18 protein-coding genes are annotated in these 23,394 nt (G+C 66.8%); 11 read left to right on the top strand and 7 right to left on the bottom strand.

Annotated elements, in window-relative coordinates; translation table 11 throughout:
* Positions 1–131: 131 nt before the first annotated feature.
* From topA to rpmG, 4 genes are all read left to right on the top strand, one after another.
* The gene (topA, locus tag H7X47_RS21815) at positions 132–2,831 is read left to right on the top strand and encodes a type I DNA topoisomerase (protein WP_193370879.1); all 2,700 of its coding nucleotides are present in this window, start codon (positions 132–134) and stop codon (positions 2,829–2,831) included.
* Positions 2,832–2,833: 2 nt separating this feature from the next.
* Positions 2,834–5,212, top strand: a complete 2,379-nt coding sequence (gene rnr, locus H7X47_RS21810) for a ribonuclease R (protein ID WP_193370878.1) — start codon at positions 2,834–2,836, stop codon at positions 5,210–5,212.
* Positions 5,213–5,395: 183 nt separating this feature from the next.
* Positions 5,396–7,009, top strand: a complete 1,614-nt coding sequence (locus H7X47_RS21805; RefSeq protein ID WP_193370877.1) for a S41 family peptidase — start codon at positions 5,396–5,398, stop codon at positions 7,007–7,009.
* 123 nt (positions 7,010–7,132) lie between these two features.
* A complete protein-coding gene (rpmG, locus tag H7X47_RS21800) occupies positions 7,133–7,300 on the top strand; it encodes a 50S ribosomal protein L33 (protein ID WP_193370876.1) in 168 nt (55 codons plus the stop codon).
* A 112-nt stretch (positions 7,301–7,412) separates the two neighbouring features.
* On the opposite strand, the gene H7X47_RS21795 is transcribed toward rpmG, so the two are convergent.
* Positions 7,413–8,837, bottom strand: coding sequence for a PleD family two-component system response regulator (locus H7X47_RS21795; RefSeq protein ID WP_193370875.1), 1,425 nt, complete (start codon positions 8,835–8,837; stop codon positions 7,413–7,415).
* A 22-nt stretch (positions 8,838–8,859) separates the two neighbouring features.
* On the bottom strand, positions 8,860–9,258 hold the full coding sequence (locus tag H7X47_RS21790) for a response regulator (RefSeq protein WP_227010703.1): 399 nt from the start codon (positions 9,256–9,258) through the stop codon (positions 8,860–8,862).
* A 227-nt stretch (positions 9,259–9,485) separates the two neighbouring features.
* Here H7X47_RS21790 and H7X47_RS21785 point away from each other — a divergent pair, with 227 nt between their 5' ends.
* A complete protein-coding gene (locus H7X47_RS21785; RefSeq protein ID WP_193370873.1) occupies positions 9,486–10,415 on the top strand; it encodes an ROK family protein in 930 nt (309 codons plus the stop codon).
* Between the two features lie 3 nt (positions 10,416–10,418).
* Complete coding sequence (locus H7X47_RS21780) at positions 10,419–11,765, top strand: DNA polymerase IV (protein ID WP_193370872.1); 1,347 nt, start codon at positions 10,419–10,421, stop codon at positions 11,763–11,765.
* A gap of 6 nt (positions 11,766–11,771) precedes the next feature.
* On the opposite strand, the gene H7X47_RS21775 is transcribed toward H7X47_RS21780, so the two are convergent.
* Entirely contained in the window at positions 11,772–12,587 is an 816-nt protein-coding gene (locus tag H7X47_RS21775) for an EipB family protein (RefSeq protein ID WP_193370871.1), read from the bottom strand.
* Positions 12,588–12,873: 286 nt separating this feature from the next.
* Here H7X47_RS21775 and H7X47_RS21770 point away from each other — a divergent pair, with 286 nt between their 5' ends.
* Both H7X47_RS21770 and H7X47_RS21765 read left to right on the top strand, forming a co-directional pair.
* Positions 12,874–13,611, top strand: coding sequence for a GGDEF domain-containing protein (locus tag H7X47_RS21770; RefSeq protein WP_193370870.1), 738 nt, complete (start codon positions 12,874–12,876; stop codon positions 13,609–13,611).
* A gap of 44 nt (positions 13,612–13,655) precedes the next feature.
* Positions 13,656–14,174, top strand: a complete 519-nt coding sequence (locus tag H7X47_RS21765) for a DUF6505 family protein (protein ID WP_193370869.1) — start codon at positions 13,656–13,658, stop codon at positions 14,172–14,174.
* A 22-nt stretch (positions 14,175–14,196) separates the two neighbouring features.
* Here H7X47_RS21765 and H7X47_RS21760 read toward each other — a convergent pair whose 3' ends face one another.
* Positions 14,197–16,245: a methyl-accepting chemotaxis protein gene (locus H7X47_RS21760; RefSeq protein WP_193370868.1), complete on the bottom strand. Its 2,049-nt coding sequence runs from the start codon at positions 16,243–16,245 to the stop codon at positions 14,197–14,199.
* Here H7X47_RS21760 and H7X47_RS21755 point away from each other — a divergent pair.
* Positions 16,229–16,513: a hypothetical protein gene (locus tag H7X47_RS21755; RefSeq protein ID WP_193370867.1), complete on the top strand. Its 285-nt coding sequence runs from the start codon at positions 16,229–16,231 to the stop codon at positions 16,511–16,513. The two genes, H7X47_RS21760 and H7X47_RS21755, sit on opposite strands and share 17 nt — an antisense overlap.
* On the opposite strand, the gene H7X47_RS21750 is transcribed toward H7X47_RS21755, so the two are convergent.
* From H7X47_RS21750 to aspS, 3 genes are all read right to left on the bottom strand, one after another.
* A complete protein-coding gene (locus H7X47_RS21750; RefSeq protein WP_193370866.1) occupies positions 16,510–17,691 on the bottom strand; it encodes an ABC transporter substrate-binding protein in 1,182 nt (393 codons plus the stop codon). The genes H7X47_RS21755 and H7X47_RS21750 overlap by 4 nt on opposite strands.
* A gap of 420 nt (positions 17,692–18,111) precedes the next feature.
* Entirely contained in the window at positions 18,112–19,134 is a 1,023-nt protein-coding gene (locus H7X47_RS21745; RefSeq protein WP_193370865.1) for an agmatine deiminase family protein, read from the bottom strand.
* Between the two features lie 29 nt (positions 19,135–19,163).
* Positions 19,164–20,942 carry an aspartate--tRNA ligase gene (gene aspS, locus H7X47_RS21740; RefSeq protein WP_193370864.1) on the bottom strand — a complete coding sequence of 593 codons (1,779 nt, stop codon included), beginning with the start codon at positions 20,940–20,942 and terminating at the stop codon, positions 19,164–19,166.
* Positions 20,943–21,154: 212 nt separating this feature from the next.
* On the opposite strand from aspS, the gene rnd reads away from it, so the two are divergent.
* Both rnd and H7X47_RS21730 read left to right on the top strand, forming a co-directional pair.
* Positions 21,155–22,327 (top strand): ribonuclease D, encoded by a 1,173-nt coding sequence (gene rnd / locus H7X47_RS21735; protein ID WP_193370863.1) that lies wholly within the window; start codon positions 21,155–21,157, stop codon positions 22,325–22,327.
* 5 nt (positions 22,328–22,332) lie between these two features.
* Positions 22,333–23,388, top strand: coding sequence for a M23 family metallopeptidase (locus H7X47_RS21730; RefSeq protein ID WP_193370862.1), 1,056 nt, complete (start codon positions 22,333–22,335; stop codon positions 23,386–23,388).
* The last annotated feature ends 6 nt before the right edge of the window (positions 23,389–23,394 follow it).

Below are 23,394 nucleotides of genomic sequence, written 5' to 3'. Positions count from 1 at the left end.
CTTGCTGACCCGGCCTTCTTGACTTGGCTGTGTTGACCGGGATCCGCCGCCCCCCATCTAGGGGAACTCTTCGGGAGCAGCCTGCCCCCGTTAGGAAGTTGGTAACAAACTGAGCGAATCATCCGCCCCTCATGAACGTCGTCGTCGTCGAATCGCCCGCTAAGGCGAAAACCATCAACAAGTACCTGGGCCAGGACTACTACGTCCTCGCCAGCTACGGGCATGTGCGCGATCTGCCGCCGAAGGATGGATCGGTGCGCCCCGACGAAGACTTCTCCATGAGTTGGCAGGTCGACGAGCGCGGCGAGAAGCGCCTCAGCGAGATTGCCGAGGCGGTGAAGAACAGCAAGCACCTCTACCTCGCGACCGACCCGGACCGCGAAGGTGAGGCAATTTCCTGGCACATCGTCGACGAGCTGAAGCGTCGCAACGTTCTGGAAGGGGTCGACGTCGAGCGCGTCGTCTTCAACGAGATCACCAAGAAGGCGATCGTCGAGGCTTTCGAGCATCCGCGCCAATTGAACCAGGAACTGATCGACGCCTACATGGCGCGCCGCGCGCTGGACTACCTGGTGGGCTTCACCCTCTCTCCGGTGCTGTGGCGCAAGCTGCCCGGCAGCCGCTCGGCCGGGCGCGTGCAGTCGGTGGCGCTGCGCCTCATCTGCGAGCGCGAAGCCGAGATCGAGGCCTTCAAGCCGCAAGAGTACTGGACCATCGAGGCCAAGCTGCTGAACGCCGAGGGCGCGCCCTTCACCGCGCGCCTGTCGCAGCTCGACGGCAAGAAGCTCGACAAGTTCGACCTGCCCGACGAGGCCAGCGCCAAGGCGGCGGTGCAGAAGCTGGAAGCCGCCAGCCGTCTCGCCGTTGCCCAGGTCGAGCGCAAGCAGGCAAAGCGCAACCCCTACCCGCCCTTCACCACCTCGACCCTGCAGCAGGAGGCTTCGCGCAAGCTCGGCTTCGGGGCGACGCGCACCATGCGGGTGGCGCAGAAGCTTTATGAGGGCATCGACATCGGCGGCGAGACCGTCGGCCTCATCACCTATATGCGTACCGACGGCGTCACCATGGCGCAGGAGGCCCTGGACGGCGCCCGCGCGCTGATCTCTTCCGACTACGGCGATGCCTACCTGCCCTCGGCGCCGCGCCAGTACAAGTCGAAGCAGAAGAACGCTCAGGAAGCCCACGAGGCCATCCGTCCCACCGACGTCGCCCGGCGCCCGAAGGAGATGCGCGCCTACCTGGACAGCGACGGCCTGAAGCTCTACGAGCTGATCTGGAACCGCACGATGGCCTGCCAGATGGCCAGCGCCGAACTGGACCAGGTGGCCGTCGACATCGACGTGGACGGCGGTGTGGCGCAACTGCGCGCCACCGGTTCCATCGTCACCTTCGACGGCTTCCTGAAGCTCTATCAGGAAAGCAGCGACGACAAGGAAGGCGACGAGGAGAACGGCAAGTCGGGCGACCGCCGCCTGCCCAAGCTCAACGAGGGCGACGCGGTCAAGCGCGAAGAGATCCTGCCGGAGCAGCACTTCACCCAGCCGCCGCCGCGCTACAGTGAAGCCAGCCTGGTGAAGAAGATGGAGGAGCTGGGCATCGGCCGCCCCTCCACCTACGCCTCCATTCTGCAGGTGCTGCAGGACCGCGACTACGTGCGCCTCGACCGCCGCCGCTTCATTCCGGAAGACCGCGGCCGCCTGGTCGTGGCCTTCCTCGCCAGCTTCTTCGAACGCTACGTGCAGTACAACTTCACCGCCGAGATGGAGGAGAAGCTCGACGACATCTCCGGCGGGCGCATCGACTGGCGCCGCGTGCTGCGCGATTTCTGGGAGGCTTTCCACATCTCGGTCGAAGGTGCGAGCGACCTTTCCATCACCCAGGTGATCGATGCGCTGGACGAGGATCTCGGCCCGCACTTCTTCCCGGTCGACCCGGAGAAGCCCGGGGTCGATCCGCGCGCCTGCCCCTCCTGCAAGGAGGGCCGCCTCGGCCTGCGCCTGGGGCGCAACGGCGGCTTCATCGGCTGCTCCAACTACCCCGAGTGCCGCTACACCCGGCCGCTGGCCGTGCCCGGCGCAGAGGAAGACATCGGCATCGACCTGACCAACCCCAAGGTGCTGGGCGATGATCCGGAGAGCGGCAAGCAGGTCACCCTGCGCAAGGGTCCCTTCGGCATCTACCTGCAGCTCGGCGAGGCGGAAGGCGACGAAAAGCCCCAGCGCGCCTCCCTGCCGAAGAACCTGGCCCCGGCGGAGCTTGATCTGCAGACCGGCCTCGCGCTGCTGGCGCTGCCGCGCGAGATCGGCCCGCACCCCGACGACGGCAAGCCGATCACCGCCGGCATCGGCCGCTACGGTCCTTACGTGAAGCACGGCTCCACCTACCGCTCGCTGACCGAGGGCGACGACGTCCTGACGATCGGCCTGAACCGCGCGGTCACCCTGATCGCGGAGGCACCCCAGCGCCGCGCCGCCGGCCGCCAGCTCGGCGAGCACCCCGAGGACGGCAAGGTGGTCAGCCAGGGCAAGGGCCGCTTCGGCCCTTACGTGAAGCACGCCAAGCTTTACGCCACCATCCCGGCGGACATCGACCCCGAGACCGTGACGCTGGAGCAGGCTCTGGAGCTGCTGAGGGTCCAGGCTGAGAAGAAGGCCGCCAAGGCCGGCACCACCAAGAAGGCCACGAAGAAGAAGGCCACCAAGAAGAAAGCGACCAAGAAGAAGGCGGCGCCCAAGAAGGCCGCCACGAAGAAGAAGGCGACCAAGAAGCCTGCCGCCAAGAAGAAGGCCGCGCCAAAGCAAAATCCGGCCGACGAAACGGCGGCCGACTGATCTTGGCCGGCAAGAAGGACAAGGCCGGCCCCAAAAAGCCGAAAGAGGCCCACTCCGCTCCCTTCCCCAGCAAGGAACAGGTTCTCGCTTTCATCAACGAAAGCAGCGAGCCTGTCGGCAAGCGCGAGGTCGCGCGCGCCTTCCGCATCAAGGGCAGCAACGATCGCATCCGCCTGAAGGCCCTGCTGAAAGAGTTGAAGCAGGACGGCCTGCTGGAAAAGCAGCCCGCCAGGCGTCTCTCCGCGCCCGGGCGCCTGCCCAATGTGCTGGTGGTCGAGGTGACGGAGATGGACGAGGACGGCGAACTGCTGGCCCGTCCCGCCGTCTGGGATGACGACAAGGCCGCGCCGCCGCGCATCTACGTGGCCCCCGACAAGCGCAGCCGCGCCGTCCTCGCCATGGGCGAGCGGGCGCTGGTCCGCCTGCAGCGCGTCGACGACGGCACCTACGAAGCCCACATCATCCGCAAGCTGGACCGCCCGCCGCAGCGCGTGCTGGGCGTCTACGAGGTCGGCAGCGAAGGCGGCCGCCTGCGCCCCACCGACAAGCGCGCGAAGAAGGACTTCGTCCTGCGCGAGAGCGACGCCAAGGGGGCCGAGCCCGGCGAGCTGGTGCTGGCCGAGATCCTGCCGAGCCGCCAGCGACGCGACAGCCTGGGCCTGCGCAGCGTACGCGTCACCGAACGTCTGGGGCGCGGCGACGATCCCAAGTCGCTCAGCCTCATCACCCTGCACGAGCACGGCCTGCTGAGCGAGTTTCCGGAAAAGGCCCTGGCCGAGGCCGAGGCCGCGGAGGCCGCGCCGCTGGGCAGGCGCCAGGACCTGCGTGACATCCCGCTGGTCACCATTGACGGCGCCGACGCCCGCGACTTCGACGACGCCGTCTTCGCCGAACCCGATTCTGATGAGAAGAATCCGGAAGGCTGGCATCTGCTGGTCGCCATCGCCGACGTATCGCACTACGTGCGGCCCGGCAGCGCCCTCGACAAGTCCGCTTACCTGCGCGGCAACTCCACCTACTTCCCCGACCGCGTGCTGCCGATGCTGCCCACGGCGCTGTCCAACGGCTGGTGCTCGCTCAATCCGCGCGAGGACCGGCCCTGCATGGCCGTGCACCTCTGGATCGATGCCCAGGGCAAGCTGCTGCGCCACAAGTTCGTGCGCGGCCTCATGCGCTCGGCCGCCCGCCTCACCTACGAGGAGGTCCAGGCGGCACGCGACGGCCAGAAGGGCGGCGACCACGGCGAGGTGCTGGAGACCATCCTGCCCTCCCTCTACGGCGCCTTCGAGGCGCTGCTCGCGGCGCGCCACGACCGCGGCACCCTGGAGCTCGACCTGCCGGAGCGCAAGATCCGCCTCACCGCGGACGGCCGCGTTGCGGCCATCGAGGCCCGCACCCGGCTCGACAGCCACCGGCTGATCGAGGAGTTCATGATCACCGCCAACGTGGCTGCGGCCAAGGAGCTGGAGCGCCTGCGCCAACCCTGCATGTACCGCGTTCACGACAAGCCCGACCCCATGCGTCTCTCGGCCCTGGCGGAGGTGCTGCGCGACCTCGGCCTGCGCTTCAACGCCGCCCAGGTGGTGCGCCCACGCGACCTGACGCGCCTGCTGACCAGGGTCGAGGGCCAAGCCGAGGCACCTTTGGTCAACGACCTCATTCTGCGTGCCCAGAGCCAGGCCATCTACAGCCCGGAGAACCTCGGCCACTTTGGCCTGGCCCTCACCCACTATGCCCACTTCACCTCGCCGATCCGGCGCTACGCGGACCTGCTGGTACACCGCGCCCTGGTCTCGGGCCTGAAGCTGGGCGACGACGGCCTGCCGCCGGGCAGCGAACACCAGTTCGAGGAGATGGGCGGCCACATCAGCTCCACCGAGCGGAGCTCGGCGGCGGCCGAGCGCGATGCCGTCGACCGCTTCACCGCCGCCTTCCTGCAGGAGCAGGTCGGCGCCACCTTCGCCGGGCGCATCAACGGCGTCACCCGCTTCGGGCTCTTCGTCACCCTGGACGACAGCGGCGCCGACGGCCTGATCCCCATCAGCACCCTGCCGAACGACTTCTATCGCCATATCGAGGCGCGTCACAGCCTGGAGGGGGAGCGCTGGGGCCGGGTCTACCGCCTGGGCGACCGCCTGCGGGTCCGGCTGCTGGAGGCCGAGCCCATGACCGGCGGCCTCATCCTCGCCCTCGACGAGACCGAAGAAGCGCCGGACAACCCCCGGAAACCCAGAGATTCCGCCAGAAATTCCCCAAAAAAGGCGCCCAGGAAGCGGCTCGCCAAGACCTCCCGAAAAAAGCCACAAAGCGGGACTAACAAGGCCAAGGGAGGAAAACCGGGTAAAAGCGGGCGCAAAGGAAGCCCCGGCCGCAAGCGATAGCGGGCGAATTATTACTCGGATGTTAACGAATCTTTGACTCAGGCTGGTGCCTAATAAGCCGGTAAATTGGGTCAAACGGCTCTGGACAAACGAAATTGCGCTTTGCGCATAGTTAATGACTTCGTTTATTGTCTAAGCCGCAGGGAGCGCTAGGGATTGCGAAGCTTGAGGACGTCACAGGGGTTGTTCAGCCGCCTTCGATTGCCGGTCTTTGATCTCCACCGTCTGATCCGTCGGTCGGGCCCGCTTTGCCTCGCCTTCCTGATGGTCGCCTGCGCCTCGCAGGACAGCACGGTGCAGGTGGGCTACAACGAAGCCCGGGCCGAACGCCTCTTCACTGCCGGCTACGGCAATGTCAGCGACATCTATATCGATGAGGTCCCGGTCCAGGATCTCGCCATCGCCGGGATGCAGAGCCTGGCCAGCATCGATCCGGCCCTCGGGATCGAAGTCGAAGGCGAGCGCCTGCGGGTCAGCTACGACGGCCAGGCCATGGCCAGCTTCCCCCTCGCCGCGCCCGGTGACCCCGAATCCTGGGGCGCCCTGACGGCAGCGGTGATCTCGGTGTCGCGCTATCACTCCCGCGACCTGGAAGCCGCCGAGCCGGAAAAGATCTACGAGGCCGTGTTCGACGGCCTGCTGACCCAGCTCGATAACTTCTCCCGCTACGCCGGGCGCGAGGCGGCCCGCGAGAACCGGGCCAGCCGCGACGGCTTCGGCGGCATCGGCGTGCGCATTCGGCTGATCGAAGAAGGCGTGCTGGTGCTCTCCGTCATGGAAGACACCCCGGCCAAGGATGCCGGCCTGCACGAGGACGACGTCATCGTCGCCATCGACGGCGAGAGCGTCGAAGGCCTCTCCCAGCACGAGGCGGTGAACCGCCTGCGCGGCCGCATCGGCTCCGAGGTCCAGCTGGCCATTGAGCGGAATGCCGAGCCGGCGCCGCTGACGCTGGCGGTGATGCGCAGCCATATCGTGCCGCAGACGGTCAGCTATCACCGCGAGGGCAACCTCGGCTATATCAAGTTGACCGGCTTCAACAAGCGTACAGCCGACAGCCTGCGCCAGAAGATCGCGCAGGCCCAGAACGAGATCGGCAGCGACCTGCGCGGCTTCATTCTCGATCTGCGGGGCAATCCCGGTGGCCTTCTGGAACAGGCCGTCTCCGTCTCCGACGTCTTCGTGACCCACGGCCGCATCGTTTCGATCCACGGCCGCCACACCGACAGCCACCAGTACTACCCGGCCAAGCGCGGCGACCTCATTGAGAACCTGCCGCTGGTCGTGCTGATCGACGGCGGCTCCGCCTCGGCTTCGGAAATCGTCGCCGCGGCCCTGCAGGATTCCGGCCGCGCCGTTCTGGTCGGCAGCAGCTCCTACGGCAAGGGCACCGTGCAGACGGTGCTGCCTCTGCCGAACACCGGCGAGTTCATCCTGACTTGGGCCCGCTTCCACGCGCCCTCGGGCTACGCCCTGCACCGCCGCGGCGTGCTGCCCGACGTCTGCACCACGTCCAACGACGTCAATACGTCGGCCGACGTGTTGACCCTGATCCACAGCGGCGCCCTGCCCCTGGCCGCCGACCTGCGCCGCCGCGACGTCGACATCAACGACGACACCGCGGTCGAGGAGTTCCGCGCCAACTGCCCCGCCCGCGAGGGCGACGACGCCGAGATCGACCTGACGGTGGCCCGCCAGCTGCTGGAGGAGCCCGGCCTCTATGCCCGCACCCTGCACGGCATCCCGGACACCGCGGCCAGCAGCCACACCCAGCCTCAGAAGACCTCGGGCTCCTGAAGAATAAGGTATAATTTCCTAAATTGCTTTGCGGAAGGCGCTGCAGTCGCGCCGGGCTTGACAGCCGCCCAAGGCACAGTATTTTCCCGGCAACTCGATGAGTTCAGGTAAAGGATAGCGGACATGGCCAAGCCAGCCACGCAACTGATCAAGATGGTGAGCACCGCGGACACCGGCTACTTCTACGTGGCCAAGAAGAACCCGCGCACCATGACCGAGAAGCTCGAACTGCGGAAGTTCGACCCGGTCGCGCGCAAGCACGTGATCTTCAAGGAATCCAAGATGAAGTAAGCAGGGACCTCCCTGTCTTGCCACATCGGGCGGTCGCCTCCTTGGCGGCCGCTTTTCGATTCCGGAGTTGATTTCCTGGAGAACAGCCGGCGCCCTGCCGGCAAGCGGAACTTCAGTCGTCGCCCGTCGCCGGCAACGAGGCGGTGCGCTGCGAGAGCTGTTCCAGTTCCGCCGAGCTGACGCAATTGCGTCCCCGCCCCTTCGCCCGGTACAGCGCCTCGTCGGCCCTGCCGATAAGCGATTCCACGGTCTCAGTGGGGTCGCGGGTGGTGGCCACGCCGACGGAGATGGAGACCTGCTGGGCTCCCGCCGCACCGCTCAACTGGAAAGCCTGGTCGGCCACCAGGGCGCGGACACGCTCGGCCACGCTCAGCGCCACCTCGACGTCGGCATCCGGCATCACGATGACGAACTCCTCGCCGCCGTAGCGCGACAGCAGGTCGATGTCGCGCACCCCGCGGGAGACGCGCTGGGCCAGTTCGACCAGCACCTCGTCGCCGGCGTTGTGGCCGCAGGTGTCGTTGATGCTCTTGAAGTGGTCGATGTCGAACATCAGCACCGAAACCGGCTTCACCGTCTCCGCAATCTCCATGATCTTGCGGTCCAGGTGGGCGTTCATGTAGCGCCGGTTGTAGACGCCGGTCAGGGTGTCGGTATAGGCCAGGGCCACCGAGCGCTGAAGCATCTCGCGCAGCTTGTCGTGATAGCGCCGGCGGCGGATCTGGGTGCGCGTCCGTGCGCGCAGCTCGTTCCTGTCGATGGGCTTGATCAGGTAGTCGGTGACGCCGATCTCCAGGCCCTTGGGCAGGCGCGGCAGGTCTTCCTCGTCCAGCAGCAGCAGGATCGGTACGTGGCGGGTGTCGTCCTGGGAACGGAACTGGGAGCACAGCCTGAGACCGTCTTCCTGGCCCAGGTGCAGGCTTACGATCAGCAGGTCGAAGTCCTCACCCTGCGCCGCTACCAGCGCATCGTGACCCGCCTTCACGTGGTGCACCTTGTGACCGTCCTCGCCCAGGTAGCTCTGGACCTTACCGGCCACGGTTTCGCTGGAATCGGCCAGCAGGATCCGCGCATCGCGCAGCCCACCGGCGCTTTCCATGTCCGCCTCGGTCACCATCTCGCCGTTGCCGCTGGCCGCCTGGCGGACGCGCAGCTCGTCCATCATCTGCTTCAGGCGCGCCAGGGAGCGGACGCGGGCAAAGAGCGCGATGTCGTTGACGGGCTTGGTCAGAAAGTCGTCGGCGCCTGCCTCCAGGCCACGCACGCGGTCGGCCACGTCACTCAGCGCCGTCACCATGACCAGGGGAATATGGCTGGTCTCGGGGTCCGCCTTCAGCCGCTGGCACAGCTCGAAGCCGTCCATGCCGGGCATCATGACGTCGGCGAGAATGAGGTCAGGCGCCTGGCTATGCGCCAACTCGATCGCGGTGGGGCCGTCGGCGGCGGTTATAACGTCGAAATACTCTGCGGTCAGTTTGACCTCGAGCAACTTGACGTTTGCCGGAATGTCGTCGACGACTAGAATCCGGGCGGTCATATCGGAGGAAGTCCCGCCGCGGCTAGCTGAGGAACCGCTCGACGGTCTCCAGGAAGTTGGTGACGGAAATCGGCTTGGCGATGTAGGCCTCGCAGCCGCCCTCGCGGATCTTCTCCTCGTCGCCCTTCATGGCGAAGGCCGTGACGGCGACCACGGGGATCGACTTCAGATTGTCGTCTTCCTTGATCCACTTGGTGACCTCGAGCCCGGAGACTTCCGGCAGCTGAATATCCATCAGAATCAGGTCAGGGTGATGCTCGCGCGCCAGGCGCAGCGCCTCCATGCCGTCTTTGGTCTGGAGGATGTTGTAGCCATGTGCCTCGAGAAGATCGTGGAAGAGCTTCATGTTCAGCTCGTTATCCTCCACGATCAGGACGGTCTTAGCCACACCTGCCTCTTTGACGATATTCGTTCCATTCATCATCTGATTGCCCTGCCCGATAAGTCCCCGTGAGTGAAGGGCACAGTCCTGGTGAAAGACGGTACCGACAGTTCCTGAACTCCCGACGGCGGCCCTGCATTTTCAACGCCTGGCCGGATCGCCGGAATCTCATCATTGATAGAGGAACAAAGTTAATTTTTGGTAAGCTTTGGTAACATTCCTGCCTGCGGGGCAACAGAACTACATTCCGAAAAGATAGGGGAATCATGCAGATCGGAGTGGATCTCGGCGGCACGAAGATTGAGGTCGCCGCCCTGGACAGCGACGGCGGGGTTATGATCCGCAAGCGCGTGCCCACGCCGCGCGGCGACTACGCCGCGACGCTGCGCGCGATTGTCGTTCTGGTTCAAGAGGTTGAGGACAACCTGGGGCGCCGGGGCAGTGTCGGGGTGGGTATTCCCGGCGCGCTCTCCGCAACCACAGGTTTGATCAAGAATGCCAGCTCTACCTGGCTTCTCGGCCAGCCGCTGGACCGTGACCTGGCCGCGGCCCTGGAGCGCCCGGTCCGCCTGATGAACGATGCCAACTGCTTGGCGATCTCGGAAGCCGCCGACGGCGCGGCGGCCGGCTTCGAGGTGGTCTTCGGCGTCATCGTCGGCACCGGGGTCGGCGGCGGCATCGTGGTCGGCGGGCGTCCGCTGGTCGGCCCCAACGCCATCGCCGGCGAGTGGGGCCACAACCCCCTGCCCTGGCCCACCGCCGAAGAACGCCCGGGGGCGGACTGCTACTGCGGCAAACAGGGTTGCATCGAGACTTTCCTCTCCGGCCCCAACCTGGCCCGCGACTACCATGGCCACGGCGGGCGCGAGGGCACCGCGAAGGACGTCGTCGAGCGCGCCGCGTCGGGCGAAGCGGCGGCCGAGGCTGCCCTGATCCGCTACGAGGACCGCTTGGCCCGCGCCCTCGCCCACGTCATCAATATCATCGACCCCGATGCCGTCGTCCTGGGCGGCGGCCTCTCCAACGTCGACCGCTTCTATGACAGGGTGCCAGCCCTGCTGACCCGCTACGTCTTTTCCGACCATGTGGCCACCCGCTTGCTGAAAGCCCGCCACGGCGATTCCAGCGGCGTCTTCGGCGCCGCGCGGCTATGGCGGCCGGAAGAACTGCCGGCGGCCCTGGCCGAAGCGTCCTGAGCCATGCCCGACCGAGCCATACCAGGTCGAGCCATACCAGGTCTCTGCCGCGACTGCCTGGAGACCTATCCCGAGCCGCCGACGAAGGAAGCCCGGCCGCGCCGCTGCCCCGCCTGCGACAGTCCGCGCCTGGTCTGGCACCCGGACCTGGACCGCCTGAGCCTGGCCCACATCGACTGCGACGCCTTCTACGCCAGCGTCGAAAAGCGCGACCGTCCGGAACTGCGCGACAAGCCGGTGATCGTCGGTGGCGGCCAGCGCGGCGTGGTCTCCGCCGCCTGCTACGTGGCGCGCATGTATGGCGTCCATTCGGCCATGCCCATGTTCAAGGCGCTCAAGGCCTGCCCCGACGCGGTGGTGATCCGCCCCGACATGGCCAAGTACGCCGAGGTCGGCCGCACCATCCGCGAACGCATGCTGGAGTTGACGCCGCTGGTCGAGCCGCTGTCCATCGACGAGGCCTTCCTCGACCTCTCGGGCACCGAGGCGCTGCACCACGGCTGGCCCGCCCGCAGCCTGGCCCGGCTGGTGCGCGACATCGAGCGGGAGCTGGATCTCACCGCCTCCGTTGGCCTCAGCTACAATAAGTTCTTCGCCAAGATCGCTTCGGATCTGGACAAGCCCCGCGGCTTCGCCGTGCTGGGCTTCGACGCGGCGACCAGCTTCCTGGCCAACCAGCCGGTGGGCATCATCTGGGGGGTGGGCAAGTCGCTACGCGCGTCCCTGGCGCGCGAGGGCATCACCCTGGTGCGACACCTGCTGCCCTATTCCGAAGCGGAACTGGTGGGCCACTACGGGCGCATCGGCCAGCGGCTTTATCACTTTGCCCGCGGCCAGGACGACCGCGGCGTGAACCCGCGCTCACCGGCCAAGAGCATCTCCTCCGAGACCACCTTCAACCGCGACATCTCCGCCGCCGAGCCGCTGCTGGAGCGCCTCTGGCCACTCTGCGAAACCGTCGCGCGGCGGCTCAAGAAGGCGGGCCTGGCCGGCGCCTCTGTGCAGCTGAAATTGAAGACCGCCGACTTCCGGCAGATCTCCCGCTCGCGACGCCTGGGCGCCCCGACCCAGCTGGCCGAGGAGCTTTACCGCACCGCGCAGCCGCTGTTGGAACAGGAGACCGACGGCCGCTCTTTCCGCCTCATCGGCATCGGCGCCGCCGACCTGGTCGCCGCCGAGCGGGCAGACCTGCCCGACCTGCTGGATCCCGAGCGCACCAAGCGGGCGCAGGTCGAGCGGGCGATCGACCAGGTGCGCGCCAAGCTCGGCGACCAGGCCATCCTCAAGGGACGCGGCCTGCACCTCCACAAAGGCGCGCCGTCGAAGGGAACGCAGCGGGGAAATTCCTAAGGTGGCTCAGCAGTCGGGGGCCGGCAGCTCGGTCAGTTCGGTGAGATCGGCATCCAGCACGAAGTCGCCGTAATCCAGACGCATCTCGTCGACCACGCCGTTGGCGAAGAGCCGCAGGCCTTGTTCCTGCTCCGGCTCGGCGTCCCGCTGATCGGCATCGAAGAAAGCCAGGTCGACCCGCCAGGACGGCACGCCGTCCAGCAGCGGGCTGGAAATCTGTGCCGGCGCTCCAGGCGCCATGCGCCGCGACAACGCCGCCGAGACACCGAACAGTCCCTCATCGCCGGAGCCGTCGAAGACCAGCGTCCAGATCGGCACGTCGCCCGCCTCGGCGCGGGCCAGTACGTGCAGGGTGTGGTGGGTCGGAAAGAGGGTCCCGGCGGGCAGATCGATCTCGCGGGCTTCCGGCTCGCTGAACACGGCCCGGCCGCTGCCGTCCTCGTCAAGCTCGGCCTTGCCGCGCACCGACTCCGTCAGGCCGCTGCCGTCGAAGCGTCGGACGAAGAAGCGGTAGTGCTTGCCGTCCATCGCTTCCCAGGACGACAGGCTCCACCCGAAACTGACGGAGACCCCATCTTCGTACAGCAGCGCGATGCGGAACTTCTGGCTCACCGCCCAGCCGTCGCAGACATCTTTCCACTCGAACTCGAATCGGCCCGCCGCCTCGACCACGGGACTGGACGACTGCAGGCTGCCCAGCGACAGGGCGTAGACCGCCCGGTGCGGCGACAGCCTCTCTCCGGCCATTGCCGCCGCGGCCGGCCCTCCGCCGCCACAGCCGATTGTCAGCGCCACCAGCAGCGCCGCAGATATCCGTCGCATTCGTACCCCCGATAGATCCGCATCTTAGCGCAGACCGTCTTAGGAACTAAGCCCCAAGTGATTGATTCTCAGCTAAAAATCAAGCGCGCGAAAGAGGGTCGGGCCGGCCCGGGCGCGGGCAACATCTGTGTACGAAGGGGAAAGGGCTGCCGCCCGGGCGGCAGATTTTGCCGGGCCGCTTGCGGTCGTCTGGCATAACGCATTGATTTTACGGACTTCTATGTTGGCCTGTTGCTTGCAACTCGATCAGAGATAGCACTACGCCGCCTTTGCAGGAAACCGTACGATGATTCCCAGCGTCCTTGACGACGTGAATATCGAGAACCTGATCCGCCAGGACAGCCTGCCGCAGCTCTGCTCCGCGGCGGACCGGCTGCGCCGCCTGGCTCAGACGGCTCCCGACTCGCTGGGCGCCCCCGGCTTGAAGCTGCTCGACGAGCTGCTGACCGCGGCGGCGGAAGCGGACCAGTCGATGGCCCTGCAGCGCGCGCGCATCCGCTACCTCGAATCCCTCTCCGTCACCGACGAGCTGACCGGCCTGCTGAACCGGCGCGGCTTTGAGGCCGAGCTGTCGCGCGCCCTCGCCCGGGCGCGCCGGCTGGACGAAACTGGTCTTCTGTTGATGTGCGACCTCAACCATTTCAAGGCCATCAACGACACCTACGGCCATCCCGCCGGCGACGCAATCCTGCGGGCGACCGGGCAGACACTGAAGCGCAACACCCGCGAAAGCGACTACGTGGCGCGCGTCGGCGGCGACGAATTCGCCGTCATCATGACCCACACCTCGCAAGGCCAGTGCGAGCAGCTGGCCCACAAGCTCTCCTCCCTGGTCAACGGGCTCATCGTGACGTTGCAGGGCAAACGGATACCCGTCTCCGCGGGTTTCGGCATGACCCCCTATGACCGCAACAGCCAGCCGGACACCCTGCTCTTCTTCGCCGACCAGAACCTCTACAAGAACAAGGGTCCGCGACTGCTGGACTCGCTCTCCGCGGAGCCCGCTGGAGACACCGCCGGCTGAACGGCTCTGGCGGCGGCGGTCCTGTCGTGTAGGATCGCCCTGTCATGACGCAAACGCCAACACGCCTGCCCCGCGCCCTCCGGCTGGACCAGTCCGACCTGCATGTCTTCGAGCGCCCCTGCGACGTCGGGGAATGGGCCATCCCCGGCAGCTTCGCCTATGCCGGCCTCGACCCGGCGCGCCTGGAGGGCAAGGCGCAGATCGCCTTCAAATCCGCCTGGCTTGGCCTGACGAGTTTCGGGCACACAACGCTGGTCGAAGTGGCCGAGGTCGGCGAAGCCGACTTTTTCGCCGCGGTGGAGCGCCTCGCCCGCCACATCGAGGAAGCCTACAGCGCCCCCAGCTTCGGCCAGGCCCTGGCGGCGGCGCGCCAGGAGCTCGAAGACGCCGCCGGCTTGTGCGAGCACAAGCTGGGCACCTTGCTGGCGATCGAACGCGAACCGCGTGACGAGGGTTTCGTGGAGCGTTTCCGCGTCATCGAACCGGCGCGCGCCGGCGATCACGCAAAGATCTGGGAAATCACACCCGATACTTCAGAAGACGACCCGGCCGACGGCGTCTGAGCCGCCGGCCCCTTGTCGGAAATCAGGCGCTGCGCACCTGCTTCAGGAAGTCGCTCACTTGCGCCTTCAAGCCGTTGGCCTGCTCGGCCAGGGTCGTCGAAGCGCTGAGCATCTGATCGGCCGCGGAGCTGGTCTCCTCAATCGCCTCATGCACGCCGGTGATGTTGCTGCCGGCCTGCTGGGCCCCGGAAGCGGCCTCCTGCACGTTGCGGGAGATTTCCTGGGTCGCCGAGGACTGCTGCTCGACCGCCGCGGCAATGGCCGTGGCGATGCCGTCGATCTCGGAAATCGTCTCGGTGATGTCCTTGATCGCCGTGACCGCATCACGGGTGGCGTTCTGGATGTCCTTGATCTGACCGGCAATATCCTCGGTGGCCTTGGCGGTCTGCGTGGCCAGTCCCTTGACCTCGCTGGCTACCACGGCGAAGCCCTTGCCCGCCTCGCCGGCGCGCGCCGCCTCGATCGTGGCGTTCAAGGCCAGCAGATTGGTCTGCTCGGCGATATCGGTGATCAGCTCGACCACCTCGCCGACCTTCTGGGCCGCCGCCGACAGGCCTTCGACCTGCTGGTTGGTCTTCTCGCCCTTCTCCACGGCGTTGGTGGCGATGTTGGATGACTGGTTGACCTGCCGCCCGATCTCCTTGATCGAGGAGGCAAGCTCCTCGGCGGCGCTGGCCACGGTCTGCACATTGCTGGCTGCCCGCTCGGCGGCTTCGCCGGCGGCGTTGGCCTTGCTGTTCGCGCCCTTGGCCGTGTCGGTCATGCTCATGGAAGAGGTTTGCACCTCATTCGACGCCGTGGTGACGGACTCCACCACGCCCATGACGCTGGCCTCGAAGTCGTCGGCCAGCTTCACCATGGCCTCGCGCCGTTCGCGCGCCGCCGTCTCGCGTTCCTCCGCGATCTTGGCGTTGGCGCGCTCGACCTCTGCCAGGCCGTCACGGAACACGCTGAGCGTCTTGGCCATCTCGGTGATCTCGTCGCTGCCGGTCAGCCTGACCTCGGTGTCCAGCTTGCCGTCGGCGATCTCGCGCATGGAGACGGCCACGGCGGACAGCCGCGCCAAGAGGTTGCGACCAACGTAGAGCCAGGCAATGGCCACGGAGAAGACAAGGCTGCCCGCGGCGATCGCGAAGAGCCAGAGCTTGCCGCCCGCGATAGCCGCGTCGGAGGAATCGATGCCGACGTTGAGATCGTCGCCGGCGACGGCCACCAGACGGTCCACCTCGGTGGTCAGATCTGCGGAAAACTGCCGCGTGCGGGCCAGCACCTCCGCAGCGTTTGCCGCAGCCGCCAGTGCCGCCTCGCGGATCTCGAAGATGTTGCCGGCCTCGGTGCCGTGCGCCAGCAAGGTGGTGATCATGCCCTTCAGGCTCTCCGACTGATGGCCGGCGGGCATCCTCTCAACGCTCTCCAGAAGGGCCGCCTGCGCAGCGGTGAAGCGCTCACGCAGCGGCTGCAAACGGCTCGCTTCGCTGGCCTGGGCCGCGTCGCGCAGAATGCCCTCGACCATGTTCGCGTGCGCCTCGGTCCGCAGCACGGCCATCAAGCCGCCGACACCACTGTCGAACAGCTCGGTGACGGCCGCGCCACCCACCTCGGCAGCGTCTTCGGCTTCGATCACCAGCTCGAAATTGACATCGTCGACCATGGGCACGGTGATGCCGAGGATCTCGTTGTGCGCCACGGCGACCTCGGCGACCTTCTCCTCGAGCGCGGCCTGCAGCTGCAGCATCTCAGTGACGGCGGCGTTGAGCGTCTGGAGGTTACCGGTGGTCTGCCGGGTGAGCTCGGTGACGGCATTCAGCTGATCGGAATCGCCGAGACGCTCGCGCAGGGCGCTCAACGTCGAGCCCATGGCCGAGATCTTCGGGAAGAGGCTCGCATTCAGCTTGCGGCGCTCCTCGTCATTCTTCGCAGCGACAAGCGCCGGCGCTTCGGCGGACAACGAGGCGCTGGCTGCCGAGAGGCGCAGCGCCTCGGTCATGGCCGGCACGCTACGGTCGGTCACCTGATGCAGTACGTTGCCGACATTGGCGAAAGAAAACCAGGCGATGGCGCTGGCCGCCAAGGTCAGAAAGGCAACCGCGCCGAAGGCGCCGAAAAGCCTGGGACCGATCCCCACGCCGCTGAACTTGAGCTTTGCCGGCTTCGCTTCCTTCGAGGATCTGCGCTTCGGAAGCCACTTTCCCCAACCGTTCTTTTCGCTGCGCTTAGAGCCCGCATTTGTTGCTTCGCTCATAAACTCTGTCCCCAAACTTCGTGCAGGTCTGCCGCTGTTGCGGCGCATAGAAGGAAGGGCGCTGCCTCGCAGCAGCGCCCTCTCTCCTGGTCTTTAGCTGGAACCACCCAGGCGCTGAACCGCCTTGAAGGAACCATCGGCCTGGATGACCGACAGGAAGACCTCGTCCATGCCCTGGTTGTCACCCGGGCCATAGGTCAGCGTCACACCACCGAGGTCGAAAGTCCCGGTGTCTGCAACGGCCTTGAGGAACGATTCGCGCGTCAGCTCGCCCTGGACGTTCTCCAGCGCCATGATGGCGACACGGCCGACCATGTAGCCTTCCAGAGACACAAAGCCCGGCTCGGCGCCCGCGTCGTTGGCCTTCAGAGCCGCCTGGTACTGCTTGACCAGCGGAATCGACGTGTCCCAGGGGAAGGGCACGCACTGGGTGATCACCACGCCCTCGCCGTCGGGGCCCAGTTCCTTGGCCAGCGCCTTCGAGCCGACAAAGGAGATATTCACGAAGGTCGCGTTCAGCTTGACCTTGCGGGCCAGCTTGATGAACTCGGCGATCGGCTTGTAGGCGCCGACCATGACAACCGCCTGCGGCTCCGCCTTGCGGATATCCAGCAGCGCCGACTTCACGGCCGTGGTGTTGCGCTTGTAGGTGCCCTCGGCCACCAGCTTCAGGCCCCGCGCTTCCATTGCTTTGTTGACGCCAGCCAGTCCGACGCGACCGAAGGAATCATCCTGATACAGGATGGCGATGCGGTCATAGCCGAGATCCTCGGTCAGGTGCTTGATCCAGGCCTCGGTCTCCTGACCGTAGGTGCCGCGCACGTTGACCACATTGGTCAGCTCCGGCGCGCGCAGGAAGCCGGCGCCCGTAAAGGGGCCGACGAAGGGCACGCCGGCGTCGGTGGCGATCGGCTGGGTCGCCTTGGAGGTCGGCGTACCGACGGCACCGATCAGGCCGAAAACCTGTTCCTGATTGATCAGGTTCTGGACATTGCTGATCGCCCGATCCGGCTCGTAGCCGTCGTCCTGGCTGGTCAGCTCAAGCTGCCGGCCGCCGACGCCGCCGTTGCGGTTGGCTTCGGCGAAGGCCGCCAGGATGCCTTCACGCATGCCGGTGCCCAGCGCCGAGGCCGGACCATCCAGCGCGGCCGACTGGCCGAAAGTAATGGTGCTGTCGCTCACGCCCATCTCGGCCTTGGCCGCGATGGGGGTGGTCGCCGCGAGAACAAGCGCCAAGCTCGGAAGCAGCGCCTTGCGGAAGAAGTGAGTCGTCATGATCCCGGGATCCCCTCTCGATTTCGTTCGGTCTTGCCCTGCCTCACCCCGAAGAATTGAGGCGCAGGACTTATTGCCGTGCCAAACCTTTAGTAGACCCTCGTAAATGTTGTCTTAATTTCATACCAAACGAGTATTTCGCCGCAGAGGCGAAATACTGCCTTTGGTATGGTTCTAATAACTCCCCTTGTCTACTGATTCATAACTCTCTGGTCGCGCCGCGCGCGCCTCACAGGCGCCCAAAGATACGACCAACACTACCAGGTACAAAGAAACCACTATCTATGGTTGCTCACCTGGAGTGGAGAAAGGTCGTTAGGGGGATTGGCTCTGTCCCAGGTCGCCCGACTGCGAGTCCCTGATCCAGGGCCGCTGCGGCCAATTCAGCCAGCCCTGTTCTGCCCCCGCCGGCCGCTCGTCTCAGGGCCGCGGCTGCTGCTGGGTGATGCAGTGGATGCCGCCGCCGCCGACCAGGATGGCGCTGGCCTCGACCTGCACCACCTTGCGCTCGGGGAAAGCCCTGGAGACGATCTCGAAGGCCGGGGCGTCGTTGGCGTCGCCGAAGCGGGGCATGACCACACCGCCGTTGGCGATGTAGTAGTTCACGTAGGACAGCGCCAGGCGCTGGCCGTCGACATAGCGCGGTTCGCGCGGCAGCGGCAGCTCGATGACCTCCAGCGCCCTGCCCCTGGCATCCTTTGCCTTGGCCAGCCGCGCCAGGTTGTCTTTCAGGATCGCGTGGTTGCGGTCCGCCGGGTCGTCGCAGGTGACCGCCATGACCACGCTGGGACGCACGAAGCAGGCGATGTTGTCGACATGGCCGTCGGTGTCGTCCTTATCCAGGCCCTCGCCCAGCCAGACGAAACGCTCGACGCCGGCATAGCGGCGCAGCAGGTCCTCGATGTCGGCGCGCCCCAGGTCCGGGTTGCGGTTGGGATTGAGCAGGCACTCCTCGCTGGTCAGCAGCGTGCCCTCGCCGTCCACATGGATCGAGCCGCCTTCCAGCACCAACGGCGCGGCATAGCGTGACACCTCGAGCTGCGCCAGCAGACGCTCGGCGGTCAGCGCGTCCTGGTCGTAGGGCTGGAACTTGCCGCCCCAGGCGTTGAAACGCCAGTCGACCCCGGCGATACCGCCCTTGCCGTCGATGACGAAGCTGGGCCCGCTGTCGCGCATCCAGGAGTCGTCCAGCGGCATGGCCTGGCAGGTAACACCGGGCCCGCACTGCGCCTGGGCCTCTTCCAACTCCTCGGCGTTGGCCAGCATGGTCACCGGCTCGAAGCCGGAGATTGCCTTGGCAACCGCCGCGTGGGCCGCCCGGGCCGCCGCCAGTCCCTCGCCCCACAGGCTGTCGCGGCAGGGCCAGGCCATCCAGCAGCGCTCATGCGGCGCCCACTCGGCGGGCATGAAGAAGCCGTCGTCGGCGGGAGTGCGATCAGCCATGGTACCTGCCCCCGGGTGCTTCGCCAGCCTTACTCGGGCGGCAGGTCGAGCTTGATGTGCAGCTCGCGCAGCTGGCGCTCGCTGACCGGCGCGGGGGCCTGCATCATCAGGTCCTCGGCGCGTTGGTTCATCGGGAAAGCGACGACCTCGCGGATGTTGGGCTCGTCGGCCAGCAGCATGACGATGCGGTCGATGCCCGGGGCGGAGCCGCCGTGCGGCGGGGCGCCGAACTTCAGCGCCGAGATCATGCCGGCGAACTCGCTGTCCACCTGGTCCTGGCTGTAGCCGGCGATGGCGAAGGCCTTGTACATGACCTCCGGCAGGTGGTTCCGGATCGCGCCCGACGACAGCTCCACGCCGTTGCAGACGATGTCGTACTGGTAGGCCAGGATATCCAGCGGGTCCTTGGTCTCCAGTGCCTCCAGGCCACCCTGCGGCATGGAGAAGGGATTGTGGCTGAACTCGGTCTTGCCGCTGTCCTCGTCCAGCTCGAACATCGGGAAGTCGACGATCCAGCAGAAGCGGAAGGAGTTCTTCTCCAGGATGTCCAGCTCGTCACCGAGACGGTTGCGGACCTGGCCGGCCAGCTTGGCCGCCGCGCCTTCCTTGTCGCAGGAAAAGAACACCGCGTCGCCGTCCTTCAGGCCCGCGGCTTCCTTGATCTGGGCGGTGCGCGCCTCGTCCAGGTTCTTGGCGATGGGGCCCTTGGGCGTGCCGTCCTCGCCGTAAATGATGTAGCCCAGTCCGGCCGCGCCTTCCTCGCGCGCCCAGTCGTTCAGCTTGTCGAAGAAGCTGCGCGGGCGCGATCCGGCGCCCGGCGCCGGGATGGCGCGCACCACCGAGCCCGCCTCGACGGCCTTGGCGAAGATGCCGAAGCCGGAGCCGCGGAAGGCCTCGGTCACGTCGACGATCTCGATGGGGTTGCGCAGATCCGGCTTGTCGGAGCCGTACTTCAGCATGGCCTCGCGGAAGGGAATGCGCGGAAAGGGCGCCGGAGTCACGCTGCGGCCCCTGGCGAACTGCTCGAAAACGCCGTGCAGCACCGGCTCGATGGCGTTGAAGACATCGTCCTGCGTCACGAAGCTCATCTCGAAGTCGAGCTGGTAGAACTCGCCCGGCGAGCGGTCGGCGCGGCTGTCCTCGTCGCGGAAGCAGGGCGCGATCTGGAAGTAGCGGTCGAAGCCGGCGATCATCAACAGCTGCTTGAACATCTGCGGCGCCTGCGGCAGGGCGTAGAACTTGCCGGGGTGGATGCGGCTCGGCACCAGGTAGTCACGCGCGCCCTCCGGGCTGCTGGCGGTCAGGATCGGGGTCTGGAACTCCTGGAAGCCCTGGCTCACCATGCCCTCGCGGATCGCCTGGATCACCTGGCCGCGCAGGCGGATGCGCGCCTGCATCTTCTCGCGCCGCAGGTCCAGGTAGCGGAAGCGCAGGCGGGTCTCCTCGCCGGCGTCCTCGTCGGCGTTGACCTGCAGCGGCAGCACCGCGGCCCGGGACTGGACGGTCAGTTCCTCGACCTTCAGTTCCACCTCGCCCGTCAGCATGGCCGGGTTCACGGTCTCCGGCGTACGCTTCACCACCGGGCCGGTAACCGTGATAACGCTTTCAACCCTGGCGTTCTCCAGCTCCTGGAACATCGGGCTGGAGACGTCGATCACGCACTGGCTGATCCCGTAGGTATCGCGCAGGTCGACGAAGAGGAGCTGGCCATGGTCGCGCTTGCGGTGGATCCACCCGGAAAGGCGGACCCGCTCGCCGGCGTGGGTTGTGCGCAGTTCGCCGCAGGTGTGGGAACGGTAGGCGTGCATTGAAAAGCTTCCGGAATAAGGACAGCAAGGGCTTGGAATCAGCGCGCAAGAGGCCGGGAATCTGGCCTTTTGTCAAGCCTGGAGGCGCGGCCGGGCCCGGCCCTCACGCGGGGCCGGGCCGCCCCCGGGAAGCCCTGCGAAAGCGCCGTGGAGGCCCCTCAGGGGCCGCCTACGCGCTTTCGCGGCTGCGCGTTTAAGTGTATACCGCTGCCATGAACCTGATTGCGGAAAGCGCGGAACTCCAGGCGTTCTGCGCGCGGCTGGCTTCAGCCGAATTTATTACTGTCGATACCGAATTCCTGCGGGATTCCAGCTATTGGCCGAAGCTCTGCCTCTTGCAGGTGGCGGGGCCGGAGGATGACGACGTCGCGGCTATCGATACCCTGGCGGAGGGCCTGGACCTGGCCCCTCTGCTGGCGCTTTTCGACGACCCCAAGATCGTCAAGGTGCTGCATTCGGGGCGCCAGGACATGGAAATCTTCTTCCATATGACCGGGCGCCTGCCGGCCCCCATTTTCGACACCCAGGTGGCTGCCATGGTCTGCGGCTTCGGCGAATCGGTGGGCTACGACACCCTGGTGCGCAAGCTGACCGGCGCCCAGATCGACAAGTCCTCGCGCTTCACCGACTGGTCCCGCCGTCCCCTGGCCCAGCGCCAGCTGACCTACGCCCTGGCCGACGTGACCCACCTGCGCAAGGTCTACAAGAAGCTTGCCCGCCGCCTGGACAAAAGCGGCCGCGCCACCTGGCTGGACGAGGAGATGGCGATCCTGTGCTCGCCGGAGACCTACCGCCTGGAGCCTGAGGAGGCCTGGAAGCGCCTCAAGACCCGCTCAAACGACCGGCGCTATCTGGCTGTGCTGCGCGCCCTGGCGACCTGGCGCGAGGAAGAGGCCCAGCAGCGCGACGTGCCGCGCGGCCGGGTGCTGCGGGACGAGCAGCTCTTCGACATCGCTGCCCACCGCCCGACCAGCGAGGAAGAGCTGGCGCGCTCGCGCGGCATCAACCGCGACCTCGCCCGCGGGCGCATCGGCAAGGCGATCCTGGAGGCCGTATCCAAGGGCCTGGCGGTCCCCGACGGCGACCTGCCCAAGCCACCGCCCAAGCAGCAGTCGACCAACGGCATCGGCCCTTTGATGGACCTGTTGAAGGTGATGCTGAAGCTGCGCTGCGAGGAGCACGACGTGGCCCAGAAGCTCATCGCCAATACCGCCGACCTGGAGCAGATCGCCATCGACGACGAGGCCGACGTCATGGCCCTCAAAGGCTGGCGCTTCGACATCTTCGGCCGCGACGCCCTGGCCCTGAAACACGGCACGGTGGCGCTCAGCGCCTCGGGCAACAAGGTCCGGGTGGTGCCGCTCGGGCAGTCCGGCAAGGACTGAGCGCCATGGGCCGCCTGATCCAGCGGGTGCGCGGTCCCCTTCGTCTTGCCTCCCTTCACCTCGTGGGGCTTCTCGCCGGCGCCCTGCTCGCCGGCCCCGCTCCGGCCCAAACCCCGGCGCCGCCCGGCGGCGGCTTCGACCTGCCCCTCGACTGCCGCATGGGCGAGGTCTGCAACGTCCAGAACTACATCGACTACGACCCCGGCCCCGGCTGGAAGGACCACACCTGCGGCGGCCTCTCCTACGACGGCCACCGCGGCATCGACATCCGGATCCCGACGCAGATCGAGATGCGTCGAGGCGTCGCGGTGGTCGCCGCCGCGGCCGGCGAGGTGCTCATCGCCGAGGACGGCCAGCCCGACCTGCTGATGCAGGACACCGGGCCGGGCAAGACCCGCCAGGAACGCAACGGCAACTGGGTTGCCATCAAGCACGGCGGCGGCTGGATCACCACCTACGCCCACATGAGGAAGGGCACGGTCGCGGTGAAACGCGGCGACCGCGTGGAGCGCGGCCAGAAGCTGGGCCTCATCGGTCTCTCCGGCAACAGCGACTTCCCTCACGTCCACTTTGCCGTGACCTACCGTAACAAGCTGCTGGATCCCTTCACCGGCCTGGAGCCCTCGGCGGCCTGCGGCAAGGCGGCACAGAGCCTCTGGTCGCCGGCCGCGCAGGCTCAGCTTCCCTACCGCGTCGGCGGCCTGCTCTCGGCCGGCTTCCTGGGCCGCACCACGACCCATCGCGAGGTGCTGGAAGGCATCGAGGAACCCGGCCCGCTCTCCGCCAAGTCCCCGGTCCTGATCTTCTACGCCGGCGCCTGGGGCCTGCGCCAAGGCGACATCCAGAAGCTGACCATCCTTTCGCCCGAGGGGAAGGTCTTCTTCCAGAAGGACGAGGTGCTGGAGCGCAACCGTGCCGTCCTGACCCGCTGGGTCGGGCGCAAGCTCACCAGGTCGGCCTGGCCGGCCGGCACCTATCGTGGTCTCTATCGGGTGGAACGGGAAGCCGACAGCGGAAGGGTCACCGTTTTCGAGATCGAGCGCGAGATCGAGGTGCGCTGACCGCCG

The sequence above is a fragment of the Pelagibius marinus genome, assembly GCF_014925385.1.
Classification (GTDB): domain Bacteria; phylum Pseudomonadota; class Alphaproteobacteria; order Kiloniellales; family Kiloniellaceae; genus Pelagibius; species Pelagibius marinus.
The sequence above is the reverse complement of the archived record's forward strand: the minus strand, read 5'-3'. Positions and strand labels throughout refer to the sequence as shown.

Bases quoted from the DNA above. Each gene is read 5' to 3' on its own strand.
- H7X47_RS21755 (WP_193370867.1), top strand. From the start codon at position 16,229: ATGGCGCTGGCCGCCAAGGTCAGAAAGGCAACCGCGCCGAAGGCGCCG.
- aspS (WP_193370864.1), bottom strand. From the start codon at position 20,942: ATGCACGCCTACCGTTCCCACACCTGCGGCGAACTGCGCACAACCCAC.
- H7X47_RS21765 (WP_193370869.1), top strand. From the start codon at position 13,656: ATGACGCAAACGCCAACACGCCTGCCCCGCGCCCTCCGGCTGGACCAG.
- H7X47_RS21775 (WP_193370871.1), bottom strand. From the start codon at position 12,587: ATGCGACGGATATCTGCGGCGCTGCTGGTGGCGCTGACAATCGGCTGT.
- H7X47_RS21795 (WP_193370875.1), bottom strand. From the start codon at position 8,837: ATGACCGCCCGGATTCTAGTCGTCGACGACATTCCGGCAAACGTCAAG.
- H7X47_RS21780 (WP_193370872.1), top strand. From the start codon at position 10,419: ATGCCCGACCGAGCCATACCAGGTCGAGCCATACCAGGTCTCTGCCGC.
- H7X47_RS21745 (WP_193370865.1), bottom strand. From the start codon at position 19,134: ATGGCTGATCGCACTCCCGCCGACGACGGCTTCTTCATGCCCGCCGAG.
- H7X47_RS21790 (WP_227010703.1), bottom strand. From the start codon at position 9,258: ATGAATGGAACGAATATCGTCAAAGAGGCAGGTGTGGCTAAGACCGTC.
- topA (WP_193370879.1), top strand. From the start codon at position 132: ATGAACGTCGTCGTCGTCGAATCGCCCGCTAAGGCGAAAACCATCAAC.
- H7X47_RS21730 (WP_193370862.1), top strand. From the start codon at position 22,333: ATGGGCCGCCTGATCCAGCGGGTGCGCGGTCCCCTTCGTCTTGCCTCC.
- H7X47_RS21750 (WP_193370866.1), bottom strand. From the start codon at position 17,691: ATGACGACTCACTTCTTCCGCAAGGCGCTGCTTCCGAGCTTGGCGCTT.
- H7X47_RS21770 (WP_193370870.1), top strand. From the start codon at position 12,874: ATGATTCCCAGCGTCCTTGACGACGTGAATATCGAGAACCTGATCCGC.
- rpmG (WP_193370876.1), top strand. From the start codon at position 7,133: ATGGCCAAGCCAGCCACGCAACTGATCAAGATGGTGAGCACCGCGGAC.
- rnd (WP_193370863.1), top strand. From the start codon at position 21,155: ATGAACCTGATTGCGGAAAGCGCGGAACTCCAGGCGTTCTGCGCGCGG.
- H7X47_RS21785 (WP_193370873.1), top strand. From the start codon at position 9,486: ATGCAGATCGGAGTGGATCTCGGCGGCACGAAGATTGAGGTCGCCGCC.